The organism is Mangrovimonas sp. sgz306409, assembly GCF_059735265.1.
In genome coordinates this window covers 242,451-255,548 of sequence record NZ_JCAPEU010000006.1, presented here as the reverse complement: position 1 = coordinate 255,548, position 13,098 = coordinate 242,451, and the positions used below count along the sequence as shown (strand labels likewise).

General features: G+C 37.8%; 16 protein-coding genes. 9 read left to right on the top strand and 7 right to left on the bottom strand.

The window, feature by feature from the left end:
• Nucleotides 1-43: 43 nt before the first annotated feature.
• From dapF to AC6I5C_RS12200, 5 genes are all read left to right on the top strand, one after another.
• On the top strand, nt 44-823 hold the full coding sequence (dapF, locus tag AC6I5C_RS12220) for a diaminopimelate epimerase (RefSeq protein WP_497905387.1): 780 nt from the start codon (nt 44-46) through the stop codon (nt 821-823).
• The gene (locus tag AC6I5C_RS12215) at nt 817-1,341 is read left to right on the top strand and encodes a GNAT family N-acetyltransferase (protein WP_497905386.1); all 525 of its coding nucleotides are present in this window, start codon (nt 817-819) and stop codon (nt 1,339-1,341) included. Before dapF ends, AC6I5C_RS12215 begins: the two co-directional genes overlap by 7 nt.
• The gene (mltG, locus tag AC6I5C_RS12210; RefSeq protein WP_497905385.1) at nt 1,342-2,385 is read left to right on the top strand and encodes an endolytic transglycosylase MltG; all 1,044 of its coding nucleotides are present in this window, start codon (nt 1,342-1,344) and stop codon (nt 2,383-2,385) included. It abuts the gene before it with no gap.
• Nucleotides 2,382-3,299, top strand: a complete 918-nt coding sequence (locus AC6I5C_RS12205) for a DUF2279 domain-containing protein (protein ID WP_497905405.1) — start codon at nt 2,382-2,384, stop codon at nt 3,297-3,299. The genes mltG and AC6I5C_RS12205 overlap by 4 nt, the downstream gene beginning before the upstream one ends.
• 106 nt (nt 3,300-3,405) lie before the next feature.
• A complete protein-coding gene (locus AC6I5C_RS12200) occupies nt 3,406-4,080 on the top strand; it encodes a peptidoglycan-binding protein LysM (protein ID WP_497905384.1) in 675 nt (224 codons plus the stop codon).
• Nucleotides 4,081-4,089: 9 nt separating this feature from the next.
• On the opposite strand, the gene AC6I5C_RS12195 is transcribed toward AC6I5C_RS12200, so the two are convergent.
• From AC6I5C_RS12195 to dnaA, 4 genes are all read right to left on the bottom strand, one after another.
• Nucleotides 4,090-4,806, bottom strand: a complete 717-nt coding sequence (locus AC6I5C_RS12195) for an SAM-dependent methyltransferase (protein ID WP_497905383.1) — start codon at nt 4,804-4,806, stop codon at nt 4,090-4,092.
• 2 nt (nt 4,807-4,808) lie between these two features.
• Entirely contained in the window at nt 4,809-6,212 is a 1,404-nt protein-coding gene (locus tag AC6I5C_RS12190) for a PQQ-dependent sugar dehydrogenase (protein WP_497905382.1), read from the bottom strand.
• Nucleotides 6,213-6,274: 62 nt separating this feature from the next.
• Nucleotides 6,275-6,736: a low molecular weight protein-tyrosine-phosphatase gene (locus AC6I5C_RS12185; RefSeq protein WP_497905381.1), complete on the bottom strand. Its 462-nt coding sequence runs from the start codon at nt 6,734-6,736 to the stop codon at nt 6,275-6,277.
• Nucleotides 6,737-6,739: 3 nt separating this feature from the next.
• Entirely contained in the window at nt 6,740-8,167 is a 1,428-nt protein-coding gene (gene dnaA / locus AC6I5C_RS12180) for a chromosomal replication initiator protein DnaA (protein ID WP_053977568.1), read from the bottom strand.
• 198 nt (nt 8,168-8,365) lie between these two features.
• On the opposite strand from dnaA, the gene AC6I5C_RS12175 reads away from it, so the two are divergent.
• On the top strand, nt 8,366-8,776 hold the full coding sequence (locus tag AC6I5C_RS12175) for an acyl-CoA thioesterase (RefSeq protein WP_076665249.1): 411 nt from the start codon (nt 8,366-8,368) through the stop codon (nt 8,774-8,776).
• On the opposite strand, the gene AC6I5C_RS12170 is transcribed toward AC6I5C_RS12175, so the two are convergent.
• Genes AC6I5C_RS12170 through ribD form a run of 3 tightly spaced genes read right to left on the bottom strand, consistent with a single transcriptional unit; the run spans nt 8,773 to nt 11,079 of the window.
• The gene (locus AC6I5C_RS12170; protein WP_497905404.1) at nt 8,773-9,393 is read right to left on the bottom strand and encodes an IMPACT family protein; all 621 of its coding nucleotides are present in this window, start codon (nt 9,391-9,393) and stop codon (nt 8,773-8,775) included. The two genes, AC6I5C_RS12175 and AC6I5C_RS12170, sit on opposite strands and share 4 nt — an antisense overlap.
• A gap of 29 nt (nt 9,394-9,422) precedes the next feature.
• Nucleotides 9,423-10,034: an HAD family hydrolase gene (locus AC6I5C_RS12165; RefSeq protein WP_497905380.1), complete on the bottom strand. Its 612-nt coding sequence runs from the start codon at nt 10,032-10,034 to the stop codon at nt 9,423-9,425.
• Nucleotides 10,027-11,079: a bifunctional diaminohydroxyphosphoribosylaminopyrimidine deaminase/5-amino-6-(5-phosphoribosylamino)uracil reductase RibD gene (ribD, locus tag AC6I5C_RS12160; RefSeq protein WP_497905379.1), complete on the bottom strand. Its 1,053-nt coding sequence runs from the start codon at nt 11,077-11,079 to the stop codon at nt 10,027-10,029. The genes AC6I5C_RS12165 and ribD overlap by 8 nt, the downstream gene beginning before the upstream one ends.
• Before the next feature lie 34 nt (nt 11,080-11,113).
• Here ribD and AC6I5C_RS12155 point away from each other — a divergent pair, with 34 nt between their 5' ends.
• From AC6I5C_RS12155 to AC6I5C_RS12145, 3 genes are read left to right on the top strand one after another with little or no spacing between them, the layout of a single operon-like run.
• Nucleotides 11,114-11,602 carry a GNAT family N-acetyltransferase gene (locus AC6I5C_RS12155; protein WP_497905378.1) on the top strand — a complete coding sequence of 163 codons (489 nt, stop codon included), beginning with the start codon at nt 11,114-11,116 and terminating at the stop codon, nt 11,600-11,602.
• Entirely contained in the window at nt 11,599-12,465 is an 867-nt protein-coding gene (gene prmC / locus AC6I5C_RS12150; protein ID WP_497905377.1) for a peptide chain release factor N(5)-glutamine methyltransferase, read from the top strand. The genes AC6I5C_RS12155 and prmC overlap by 4 nt, the downstream gene beginning before the upstream one ends.
• Nucleotides 12,462-13,052 (top strand): LOG family protein, encoded by a 591-nt coding sequence (locus tag AC6I5C_RS12145; RefSeq protein ID WP_497905376.1) that lies wholly within the window; start codon nt 12,462-12,464, stop codon nt 13,050-13,052. Before prmC ends, AC6I5C_RS12145 begins: the two co-directional genes overlap by 4 nt.
• The last annotated feature ends 46 nt before the right edge of the window (nt 13,053-13,098 follow it).

Below are 13,098 nucleotides of genomic sequence, written 5' to 3'. Positions count from 1 at the left end.
ACAACGGGATTTACCGTCGATTATTCCTATATTTGTCCCCAATATGAAACTTACTTTTTACAAATATCAAGGAACAGGGAACGATTTTGTGATGATTGATAATCGTCAACAAACTTTCGACAAAAATGATACCAAACAAGTAGCTTTTTTGTGCGACAGACGTTTTGGCATTGGAGCCGATGGTTTAATCTTGTTGGAAAACCACCCAGAATATGACTTCAAAATGGTGTATTACAACGCCGATGGAAATGAAAGCTCTATGTGCGGTAATGGAGGTAGATGCTTGGTGGCATTTGCAAAACATTTGGGAGTAATTGAAGACAAGGCTACGTTTGAGGCTGTGGACGGACTTCACCATGCCACGGTAGACAACAATATTGTACACCTACAGATGCAAGATGTGGATTTGGTTGAACAACACGAATCGCATGTGTTTTTAAATACGGGATCTCCTCACCATGTGGAATTCAATAGTAATTTGGATAGCATGGATGTTAAAACCGAAGGCGCTAAAATCCGTTATAGTGAATTGTATGGAAAAGCAGGAAGTAATATCAATTTTGTAAGTAAAATTGAAGACGGCTTTTTCGCTGTGAGAACTTATGAAAGAGGTGTGGAAGATGAAACCTTATCTTGTGGAACAGGCGTTACTGCTGTAGCTATTGCTATGCACAAAACCGGGCAAACCGATAAGGAAACAATTGCTTTGCAAGTTCAAGGAGGACAATTAAAGGTGTCTTTTGAAGTTGCAAATGGCCATTACAAAAATGTTTGGCTTATTGGGCCTGTAACATTTGTATTTAAAGGTGAAATTGAATGCTAACACTCAAAGGGGAACATATCTATTTAAGGGCGTTGGAGCCAGAAGACTTGGAATTTGTCCATGCCATTGAAAATGATGAGTCCGTTTGGGAAATTAGCAACACCATAACCCCATATTCCAGATATGCCATCAAGCTGTATCTAGAAAATGCCCACAGAGACATTTTTGAAGTTAAACAGTTGCGGTTGGCCATTTGTAACAATAGTGATACAGTGATTGGCTTGATTGACCTTTTTGATTTCGATTTCAAAAACAGAAAAGCCGGTATCGGAATTTTGATAAAAGATAAGGTGAATCGTGGTATGGGGCATGGTAATGACGCTCTAAAGCTGCTCATAGGGTATTGCGATAAGTATTTAAATCTACATCAACTGTATTGCAATATTTCTGAAGAAAATGAAGCCAGTATCAAATTGTTTGAGGGCAACGGCTTTCAAAAAGTAGGGCTGAAGAAGGATTGGAACTTTGTAGATGGTTCCTTCAAAAACGAATATTTATTTCAACGTATATCTAGTTAAATGTACTTTAAAAAAATACTGTTGGCTATTGCCCTTTTAGGTTTGGCTATTGCTGCTTTTATTGCATATTATATTTATGGAGCCATGTTTAAGCCAAATACAAGCTTTAATAATGAGCAGGCTTATGTGTATATTCCGTCGGGAGCTACCTACCAGGATGTTAGGGACCAATTGGAACCTTTGTTGTTGGATATCGATAAATTTGATGCCCTTGCCAATAGAAAGCAATACTCAACCAATATCAAAGCAGGAAAGTATGTCATTAAAAAAGGCATGAGCAATAATGACATTATTAATTCCATAAGAAGCAATAATATTCCTATCAAACTGTCTTTTAACAATCAGGAAAGTTTAGCAAAATTAGCGGGAAGGATTGCCGTTCAGATAGAAGCCGATAGTTTGTCATTGTTGAACGAAATGACTTCCAAGGCATTTTTGGATGCCAATGGATTTTCTGAGAAAACAGCTCTGGGAATGTATATTCCTAACAGTTACCAATTCTTTTGGAATACCTCTTCTGAGCAATTCTGCGAGCGTATGGCAACCGAATACAGTAGGTTTTGGAATGACAGTAGAAAGGCTAAAGCCAAAGAAATTGGTTTGAGCCAAAATGAAGTTATGACTTTGGCTTCCATTGTGCATGAAGAATCCAAACAAGCAAGTGAGCAACCTAGGATTGCAGGGGTGTATATGAACAGAATCAAGATTGGTATGCCTTTACAGGCCGATCCAACCTTGAAATATGCGGCCTACCAATTACCAGAATATCAGGGTACGGTTATTAAACGTGTTTTGAATGTCCATAAGGAAATTGAATCGCCATACAACACCTATAAATATGCTGGCTTGCCTCCTGGGCTTATATCCATGCCGGATATTTCGGCCATAGATGCGGTTTTGAACTATGAGAAACATAATTACTTGTATTTTGCTGCCGATGCCAAGCGTTTGGGATTCCATAAATTTGCCAAAACTTTGACGCAGCATAACATTAATGCTAGGGAATACCAAAGTTATTTGTCTTCTCAAGGAATAAGACGATAGGGGTGAAGCGTGGCTTCAGTCAAATAATATTGTTTTGTTTTGCGGTTTCTGCTGGCTATGCCCAAACAGGAATAAATAAGTTTCTTAAGCCAAGTGACACTCTCAATATAAAAAGGAGAAATGCTGTGGTTATTTCCGAAGCATCACTGGCAACCATGGCCTTGATTGGTTTGGATCAACTTTGGTACGCCGATTATCCTCGTTCAAAATTCCATACCCTAAATGACAACCAAGAATGGTTGCAAATGGATAAGCTGGGACATGTTTACACCTCTTACCAAATGGGGAGATTGGGAGCAAACACATTGCAATGGAGTGGGGTAAGCGAAAGAGACCAATTGTTGTACGGCGGTACTTTAGGCTTTGCCTTTTTAACGGCAGTGGAGGTTTTTGATGGGTTTTCAGAGGAATGGGGTTTTTCTTGGGGAGATGTTATTGCCAATGCTTCGGGCACGGGATTGTATATTGGTCAAGAGTTGCTTTGGAAAGAACAGCGAATGACTTTAAAATATTCGTTTCATCAAACCCATTATGCACAGCTGCGGCCCGATACCCTTGGAGATGGATTTTTGGAAGAAATCCTAAAAGATTACAATGGGCAAACTTATTGGTTAAGTATTAACCTGCATTCCTTTTTTAAGGAAAGTAAAATTCCCAAGTGGTTGAACATGGCTTTTGGCTATGGAGCCGAGGGAATGCTTTTTGGAATGGAAAATGAAAATATTGAGGAAATTATTGAAAAAAATAGGCGCCGACAATATTTTTTTAGCCTCGATGTAGATTTAACCAAAATTAACACAAACTCCCATTTTTTAAGAACTGTTTTTGAAGTTTTTAACCTTATTAAGATACCTTTTCCTACAGTGGAGTTCACCGATAAAAATTGCATAAAGTTCCACGGAATCTATTTTTGAAGTACTTAAGCGATTAATTTTCAGGGTTTAAAAAAAAGTTATACCTTTGCCCGCTGAAATTTAAAGCCCGTTTTTGGGGAGATAACGGCTTTATAAATTAGCTATTATGATAAAAAAGAAAACTAATTTTTTCGTAATCCCTCTTACAATTTGTGCGCTGATTTATTTGGCGCTTTCTTCTAACCAAGAAGCCGTTGATATGGGTGACTATTCAACAGAAGGGTTAGAACTTGATTTTACAGTTTCAGAAGATATGGCTTTTTTGGCTAATGAAACTGAAGAGCCCACAACTCCTTTCTCCGAGGAGGTCTATTTCCCAAATATAGGAAAAACCTATATAGGATTCAAGGAAGCGATTGCTTTTAAGGAATCCAGAGGAAATTATTTTACGGTGAATACGTTAGGCTATCTTGGAAAGTACCAATTTGGTGCAGAAACCTTGAAATTAATAGGAATTTATAATCCTAACCAGTTTTTGTACAATCCGGAACTTCAAGAAAAAGCCTTTTTGGCCAATGCAGAACGCAATAAGTGGATTTTGCGTAAAGATATCAAGCGTTTTGTAGGAACTACCATTAACGGTATAAGCGTTACGGAATCCGGTATTTTGGCTGCAGCCCACTTGGCGGGACCCGGAAGCGTAAAGAAATTCCTAAGAAGTTCGGGCGTTGACAATTTCAAGGATGCCTATGGAACATCTGTAAAGTACTATATGAAACGATTTTCAGGGTACGATACTTCCCATATTGTTCCAAATAAGACAGCAAAAGCTATTTTATAGTTGTATTGATTATTCCTTATGTATGATGAAGATTGACGGACGTTTATGTAAGTCAATCTTTGTCATTTTCCATTGCTTGGCCGTTAAGGTTTTAATGTATTCGGTAGGCAATGTAATGTCGCAAGCCACACAAATTTTGGTTTGAGGCTGTAAAACTTGACATAAATCTTCTAAAAGCTTATTGTTCCTGTAAGGGGTTTCAATAAAAATCTGACTTTGATTTTCTTCTTGAGAACGTCTCTCCAATTTTTTTAATGTGTTTTTGCGTTCCTGTTTGTCGATAGGTAAATAACCGTTGAAAGCAAAACTCTGCCCATTCATTCCAGAGCTCATCATTGCTAGAATTATGGAAGATGGTCCTACTAGAGGTACAACCTGAATGTTGTTTTGATGAGCCAACTTCACAATTTCAGCACCAGGATCTGCAACTCCAGGACAGCCAGCTTCGGAAAGAAGTCCCATGTCGATGCCTTCTTTACATGGATCCAAAAAGGTTGTCATCTCCATACTCTCCGTGTATTTGTTAAGTACTTGTAGATGCAATTTTGGTTGTGATTTTTGAGGACAGACATGTTTTATAAAGTGCCTTGCCGATTTTTCGTTTTCTACAATAAAAGAATCTATATGTTCTATGACACTTTTTACCGAAATAGGAAGTACTTCCAATGAGGGATTGTCTCCTAAAAGAGTTGGGATGAGGTATAATTTACCGGTGGTCTTTTCCATTCTTAATCAACGATTAGTTTTTTTATAACCCTTGAGCCATTTATTTTTTTGAGTTCCATAAGGTAGACCCCTGCTGAAAAGTTTTCAGAAGAGATGGTAATTATGGAGCTCTCAAAATTAGTGATAGATTTTAAGAATTTCCCTTGAATATCGTAAAGATTTAATTGGTTTATGGAAGTGTTGTTGTTGAGGTCAACAGTTATAGTTTGATTTCGGGAACTTGTATATATTTTTATTTCTGCCATGTGTTCATCTTCGATTCCTAAACTGTTCCCGGTGATTTTGTAGATAGCTCCTGAGGTTAAACCTGCAATATATAATTCACCACTCACATCTTCTCCAAAACAGCTCCATTCATTGTTTAAATAAGGAGGGGTGAAAGTCATGGTCCAATCACTGCCATTGGCTTGAAGGGTGCCAATTTCATTGCTGCAAAAGTCAGCGAAAAAATAGAGACCATTGAAGCCGGCTTGTTCCGAACCTCGATATCTATAGCCCCCTGTAATAGAGCATTTCGTGGGGCCTCCATTGCCACTGTGACTATAAACATCAACGGGAAAAGTTAGAGTGCTGTCGTCTGGACAATTTGTTGAATTGTATGCTATATTTCCTTCATAGCATCGCCACCCGTAGTTTAATCCGTTTAGGGAAGTTGAAGGAGTAACCATATTGATTTCTTCATATAAATTTTGACCAACATCGGCAATCCATAAATCATTGGTGTCACGATCAAAGGAAAATTTCCAAGGGTTTCTCAGTCCGTAGGCCCATATTTCATCTAGAGCATTGGGATTGGATACAAAAGGATTATCACTAGGAATCCCATAGTTGTTTCCGGCAGAAGGATTATCCACATCAATTCTCAACAATTTTCCTAAAAGAGAGGTAAGGTCTTGAGCTCTATTTTGTGGATCACCGGAGCTTCCGCCATCACCTGTACCAATGTATAAATAGCCATCTGGACCAAAGGCAAGATCTCCGCCGTTATGGTTGTTGTAGGGTTGGGTGATGGTTAATAAAATCAATTCAGAGTTGGGATCGGCTGTGTTGGTATCGGTTCTTTCAAATCTGGAAATGACTGTATTTTGGCTATTGTTGATATAGTTTACATAAAAATAGCCATTGGTTTCATAGTTGGGGTGGAAGGCCAAGCCCAACAAACCTTGTTCGCTAGCACCGTCATATACAATGGAAGTAATGTCCAAAAAAGGAGCTGCGTTTAAAGTTCCTTCAGAACTTATAATTTGAATGGTGCCGGCTTGTTCTGCAACAAACAGTCTTTCATCACCAGCATGTTTAATGTTCACCGGATCTACCAACCCAGTAGAAAAAGATGTAATTTCAATGTCTTGGGAAAAGCTAATCTGAACAAAAAGGACTAATAGAAGGGTGAAGGGAAGTTTCATTTTGATGTATTAGAATGCTTAGATACAACAAAATACAAAAATGAGATTGAATAATTTGATAGTTAGGAATTAAGTTGGTCTGCAATTTCTTGACAAACGGTATCCAAAAGGGCAAAAACATGTTCAAAATCACTCATGTCGCCATAATAAGGATCGGGAACATTTTTGCTTGAAATATTGGTGTCTGCATCCAAAATCTTTCGGACTTTGGCAATATCATCCTCGGTACGCGCCAATCTAACAATATCATTATAATTGTCTTGGTCCATGGCATAAATGATATCAAAAGCATCAAAATCATTTTTGCTAAACTGCCGCCCGGCTTGATGGGAAATATCAATGCCGTGTAATCTAGCAACAGCTATAGACCTTATGTCTGGCTGTTGGCCAATATGATAATTGGAAGTGCCTGCAGAATCCACATAGAATAAATCGTCAGGAAGTTTGGATTCCAAAATTCCATGCGCCAATGGTGACCTGCAGATATTTCCGAGACACACCATTAAAATTCTAGTGATAGCCATTTGTTAAACGGAGAATTTTTTAGAAAGATCGTCTACGTATTTTCTAAATTGCTTGTCTGTAGCAGTCAAGTTATCAACTGTTTTGCATGCATGTAATACCGTAGCGTGATCGCGTTTTCCAATTTGAGATCCAATACTTGCCAAAGAGGCTTTGGTATACTTTTTAGCAAAGAACATAGCCAATTGTCTAGCTTGCACAATGTGTCTTTTTCTAGTTTTAGACTGCAAGGTGCTTACATCCATTTGGAAATAATCCGAAACGACTTTTTGGATATAATCGATAGAAACTTCGCGTTTGGTATTCTTTACAAATTTCTCAACAATATCTTTTGCAAGGTTAAGGGTGACTTCCTTTTTGTTGAAAGAAGACTGGGCGATCAAAGAGATGATAGCGCCTTCCAATTCCCTTACATTGGTTTTGATATGCTTGGCAATGTATTCAATAATATCGTCTGAGATTTCTACACCGTCACGGTACAATTTGTTTCTTAAGATAGAAACTCGGGTTTCAAAATCTGGGGTTTGCAATTCTGCAGAAAGTCCCCATTTAAAACGGGACAACAAGCGTTGCTCAATGTCTTGCATGTCTACAGGAGCCTTATCACTGGTAAGGATTACCTGTTTGCCGTTTTGGTGCAAGTGGTTGAAAATGTGGAAAAACACGTCCTGCGTTCCTGATTTTCCAGACAAAAACTGAACATCATCAATAATAAGAACGTCAATGATTTGGTAGAAATGAATGAAGTCATTTCTGTTGTTCTTTTTAACGGAATCAATGTACTGCTGAGTGAATTTTTCAGCGGAAATATATAGAACAGTTTTCTCTGGATACTTGTCTTTAATATCAATACCAATGGCGTGTGCCAAGTGGGTTTTTCCTAAACCAACACCACCAAAAATCAAAAGTGGATTAAAAGAAGTTCCTCCGGGTTTGCTAGCTACAGCCAAACCTGCATTTCTTGCCAATCGGTTAGAGTCTCCCTCCAAAAAGTTCTCAAAATTGTAATTAGGATTCAGTTGAGATTCAATCTTGATATTTCTGATACCAGGAATTACAAATGGATTTTTAAGTTCTGGATTTTTGTTGTTGAATGGAATGTCAACATCTTGGGATTTTACCGCAGTACGGTTGGAACTCGGTATTTTTTCAGTGAACGGCTGCTTGTTGCCATAGGTGTTTTCCATCTTGATAACATATACCAATTTGGCACTGTCACCAAGCTCTTTGGTAAGGGCAACTTTAAGGATTTTTACGTAGTGCTCCTCAAGCCATTCGTAGAAAAATTTACTGGGAACTTGAATGCTTAACGCTTTGTCTGAAAGTTTGACTGCTTGTATGGGTTCAAACCAAGTTTTATAAGCTTGGGGTTGTATGTTATCCTTAATAAAAGACAGGCAATTATTCCAAACTGATTGCGCAGTTACATCCATTCTCTAAGATTATTTGTTGTTTAGTTAGTTTAGTTTTAGTAAAAAAAAGAGAAAATAGAGTTTCTCTTGGATCAAATTTTTACATGACAAATATGTGAACAAAATTCTTAAAAAAAAAACTGAATAGGGGTTGAATTTTTAGAATTTTTTTACCATGTTTAAATTTCCTTGAAAGTACGAAAAAAAAATTAGAAAAGAATGGGTAACGCTTTAAAATCAGATGAAATACAATTTAGAATCCGATATGGAGAAACAGATCAAATGGGCGTTGTATACCACGGAAACTACGCGCAGTACTTCGAAATGGGACGAACCGAATGGTTACGAAAATTTGGGGTAAGTTATCGGCAAATGGAGGAGGAAGGAATCATGCTTCCGGTGGTGTCTTTGAGTGTAAATTTCAAGAAGTCAGCTCGTTATGATGATCAGGTTCGTGTGGTGACAACCTTGGCAAAAATTCCTTCGGCTTCAATTGAGTTTGATTATGAAATTTTTAATGCGGAAAATGAATTGTTAACAACTGGGAAAACTGTTTTGGCATTTATCGATATGGAACGTAATCGGCCAACCAGATGTCCAAAATATATTTTAGACCAACTGCAAAATTAATCGTTTAAATTTTTGATGTCGATTTCATATAAAGCATCGAAAATTTGGAAAATTTCATCGGCATTTTTTAGGCGAACAGAAATGGTGATGTCACAGTCCATTTCCAACTTCTGATTGACGATTTTTAGGTCCTTTTCTTTGATGATTCGCATGACTTTGTTCATGTTCACATAATCGAAATGGATCAGAAATTCCGCGTTGATGGTTTTGGTGACTATTTTGGAAACCTCAAGTGCCATTTGGGCGGCAGTTTTGTAGGCATTTATCAACCCGCCAACACCAAGTTTGATGCCTCCGAAATAGCGAACCACAACTACTAATATGTTGGTCACTTCAAAAGATTGGATCTGTCCGTAAATTGGCATCCCAGCAGTATTGCTTGGTTCTCCGTCATCATTGGCTCTAAAAATGATATTGGGTTCTTTTGTGCCTATTTGGTAGGCGTAGCACCAATGACGTGCCGAGTGGTGCTGTTTTTTGAGGGTTTCAATATGGGTTTTTGCCTCTTCTTCAGATTTAATGGGGATGGCATAGCCGAAAAACTTACTGTTTTTATCCTTAAACAAGACTTCTTCAGATGCTTTGGTAATGGTTTTGTAAGTGTCTTTAGTCATCAGTGTGTTGGATAGGGAATGTGTGTGTAGTTTTAGAATAAGTGTTTGTATGTGGAAAACAAAGTGCAAACATCTTCGGTTTTGGGATCGATATTCCATACGTGGATCCCTAATGATTTTGCGGCATCTGTGTTTTCTTTTAAATCATCGACAAAAAGACATTCCTCCGGTTTTAGATTGTTTTCCCTCAGCACAAATTCGTAGATTTCTGTGTCAGGTTTTCTTAGTTGAATTTCATGGGATAGGTAGAATTTGTCAAATTGCTTTTTGAAATCTTCAAACACAGAAATGTTTTCTTTTACCCAATCAATATGAAGTTCGTTGGTGTTGCTTAAAAGAATAAGTTGGTAATTGCCATCTTTTGCCAACTGTTTCAAAAAATCCAGTTTATGCTCTGGAAAGTCTTTTAAAATGTAATTCCAGGCATCTTTTAAAGTCTCCTCGGAGATGTTCTTGAAATTTTGGAAGTAAAAATCCTTGAATTCTTCTGTGGAAATAAGTCCCTGTTCGTAAAGACAGTTCACCGATAGCATTTCTTCTGGAAATTCCTGAAGGTTCAAAGTGGCTTTGGTAGTCTCTATGGCGCCTTCCTTATCTAGGTTGATAAAAACGTCTCCAAAGTCGAATATAATGGTTTTAATCATTGCGGTATATTTTTAAACTGTCTTGTAAAATGTGTTGTTGTGAAACTAACGTTCCATGAATTTTTGGAGCTTCAATGCCCTTTTCAAAAAGAACATTGCCGGTAAACACCCTTGCTTCATCCCAAAGGCCTTCATTTATAAAAGTATGTAGTGTTTGCGCACCTCCTTCAATAATTACAGATTGAATGTCTTGTTTATGGAGAAGCTCACAAATTTGTTTGGCAATATGTGTTTTGTCTTCCCAAGCTATAAATTCTGTCTGAGTAAATTCAGAATTTAAAACGTTTGTATTTTCTGAAGATGAAATTACAATGGTTTGGGATTCATTATTGAAAACTCCAAGGTTTTTTGGGAGTTTACCTGTTCTGTCGAGTACAATTCTTATTGGGTTTTGGCCTTTCCAATCTCTAACCGTCAATTTAGGGTTGTCCTTAATAACGGTGTTAGTGCCCACTAAAATCGCATGTTCTTCGGTTCGCCATTTATGAACGATTTGTCTCGAAAATGTATTGGTAATCCAAACAGGTTCCTGTTTGTTTTGTGTTTCAGGTGCCAAATAGCCATCTAGGGTCTGTGCCCATTTTAGGATGATGTATGGTCTTTGTTTGTTGTGAAACGTAAAGAAGCGTTTATGGTGTTCTTGACACTCATTTTCTAAAACTCCAACCGTCACATTGCATCCGGCAGCTTTTAATTTTTCAATGCCTTTTCCTGCAACTTTGCTATGGGTGTCAATGGCTCCAATAACCACATTTGGAATTTGGGATTTGATAATCAAATCACTGCAAGGAGGCGTTTTTCCGAAATGGCTGCAAGGTTCGAGCGTCACGTAAAGTGTGGCTTCTTCCAAAAGTTTTGGGTCCTGAACAGAATGTATGGCATTTACCTCTGCATGATTTCCGCCGTATGGATTTGTAAAACCTTCGCCAATGATATTGTTCTCATGAACAATAACGCAGCCTACCATGGGGTTGGGTCTTGTATGTCCCAAGCCATTTTTGGCAATATCTATACAGCGTTTTATGTATTTTTCGTGTATCTTCATCCCAAATTTGATGTGGCAAAAATACCAATTAAAAGTGAGCAAAAATAATATTGTCATTAGAGAAATTAAGGCTGAAGACGATGCTCAAGTAGCGGCTGTAATTCGAGATGTCCTGATTGAATTTGGCGTTCCAAAAGTTGGGACTGCCTATGAGGATGTAGCTTTGGATTGTATGACCAAAACGTATAGTACCCCTAAAATGGTATACTATGTTTTGGATGACAATGGTAAGGTTATTGGAGGCGCGGGAATTGCTCCTTTGGAGGGAGAGGCCGATGTTTGTGAATTGCAGAAAATGTATTTTCTTCCTGAAGCTAGAGGCACAGGGTTAGGAAATGCAATGATGACAAAATGCTTGGAAAAGGCCAAAGAACTGGGATTCAAAAAATGTTATTTGGAAACGTTGCCATATATGAAGGCAGCCACGAAGTTGTATGGAAAGGTGGGGTTTGAAACTTTGGAAGCGCCAATGGGAAATACAGGGCACTATTCGTGCAATGTTTGGATGATAAAAGAATTATGATTTTAAAGGATATAAAAACTCAGTTTCATCAATCGCTTGATGCAATCTATGGGGTTGAGGAAGTAGATAGTTTTTTCGGTCTTCTATTAGATCATTATTTCAAGATTAAACCAATTACCTTGGTTTTAGAGCCAAAATATGAAGTGACGCCTGAAGGTGCTTCCAAAATGAACGAGGTTTTAAGGAGGTTGAAAAACCAAGAGCCTATTCAATACATTTTAGGGGAGACGGAGTTTTTTGGATTACCATTTAAAGTATCTCCGGCAACTTTAATTCCAAGACCAGAAACGGAAGAATTGGTGAATTGGATAATAGAAACCAGTAAAAATAGGTCTGAGCCAATACGGATTTTGGATATAGGTACGGGGACAGGCTGTATTCCCATTAGTTTGGGACATTACTTGCCCAACGCTGAAATTTATACGCTAGATGTTAGTGCTCAAGCCATTGAAGTGGCTAAAGAGAATGCAGGAATAAATAAGGTGGATGTGAACTTTATGGAAGGGGATATTCTTCAGTTTGAGAATTTAGGGCCTGAGTTTTTACAGTTCAAGTTTGATGTAATCGTCTCCAATCCACCATATGTACGTGAATTAGAGAAAAGTGAGATGAAAAGCAATGTTTTGGACTTTGAGCCGGATTTGGCATTGTTTGTTCCTGACGATGATCCTTTACGTTTTTATAAAGTAATCACTAAATTTGCTAGTAAGAGTTTGAAAAACAACGGGATGTTGTTTTTTGAGATCAATCAATATCTTGGAGAGGAAATGCGGCAGTTGCTTATTGATAATAATTTTACAGATATAGAATTGCGTCAGGATATTTTTGGAAATAACAGGATGCTAAAAGGAATAAAGTTATGAAAACACTAAAATCGATAGCTGTATTTTGTGGAAGCAGCGAAGGAAATGATCTCAAGGTAATAAGTGATGCCCAGTATTTGGGAAAGGTGATGGCAAAGGAAGATATTGCCTTGGTGTACGGAGCTGCGAAGATTGGAATCATGGGTAAAGTGGCTGAAGCTGTTTTAGAGCATAATGGCAAGGCAATTGGGGTTATTCCAGAATTTTTAAAATTAAAGGAAGTGGTGCATTTAGGATTACATGAGTTGATTACAACAGAAACCATGCATGAACGAAAGTTGAAGATGCATGAGCTTTCCGATGGATTTATAGCTTTGCCAGGAGGATTTGGCACTTTCGAGGAACTTTTTGAAATTATCACTTGGGCGCAACTTGGTTTGCATCAAAAGCCAATTGGCTTATTGAATTCTAATGGATTCTACGATGACCTTATCAAAATGTTCGAGACCATGGTGGCTAAAGGACTTCTTAAAATTTCAAATTTAGATTTGCTGATTGTGGAAGATGACGTCAATAGACTGCTTGATAAAATGAGAGGGTTCAAGCCTCAAGATGTGCCGCAATGGTTAAAGGCAGATAGAACCTAAAGTAGACAAAGGACTTTCATTCAAAATTTTCTATTTTTTATAATAA

Coding starts and splice junctions, on each gene's coding strand:
- dapF (WP_497905387.1), top strand. CDS start 44: ATGAAACTTACTTTTTACAAATATCAAGGAACAGGGAACGATTTTGTG.
- AC6I5C_RS12215 (WP_497905386.1), top strand. CDS start 817: ATGCTAACACTCAAAGGGGAACATATCTATTTAAGGGCGTTGGAGCCA.
- mltG (WP_497905385.1), top strand. CDS start 1,342: ATGTACTTTAAAAAAATACTGTTGGCTATTGCCCTTTTAGGTTTGGCT.
- AC6I5C_RS12200 (WP_497905384.1), top strand. CDS start 3,406: ATGATAAAAAAGAAAACTAATTTTTTCGTAATCCCTCTTACAATTTGT.
- AC6I5C_RS12195 (WP_497905383.1), bottom strand. CDS start 4,806: ATGGAAAAGACCACCGGTAAATTATACCTCATCCCAACTCTTTTAGGA.
- AC6I5C_RS12190 (WP_497905382.1), bottom strand. CDS start 6,212: ATGAAACTTCCCTTCACCCTTCTATTAGTCCTTTTTGTTCAGATTAGC.
- AC6I5C_RS12185 (WP_497905381.1), bottom strand. CDS start 6,736: ATGGCTATCACTAGAATTTTAATGGTGTGTCTCGGAAATATCTGCAGG.
- dnaA (WP_053977568.1), bottom strand. CDS start 8,167: ATGGATGTAACTGCGCAATCAGTTTGGAATAATTGCCTGTCTTTTATT.
- AC6I5C_RS12175 (WP_076665249.1), top strand. CDS start 8,366: ATGGGTAACGCTTTAAAATCAGATGAAATACAATTTAGAATCCGATAT.
- AC6I5C_RS12165 (WP_497905380.1), bottom strand. CDS start 10,034: ATGATTAAAACCATTATATTCGACTTTGGAGACGTTTTTATCAACCTA.
- ribD (WP_497905379.1), bottom strand. CDS start 11,079: ATGAAGATACACGAAAAATACATAAAACGCTGTATAGATATTGCCAAA.
- prmC (WP_497905377.1), top strand. CDS start 11,599: ATGATTTTAAAGGATATAAAAACTCAGTTTCATCAATCGCTTGATGCA.
- AC6I5C_RS12145 (WP_497905376.1), top strand. CDS start 12,462: ATGAAAACACTAAAATCGATAGCTGTATTTTGTGGAAGCAGCGAAGGA.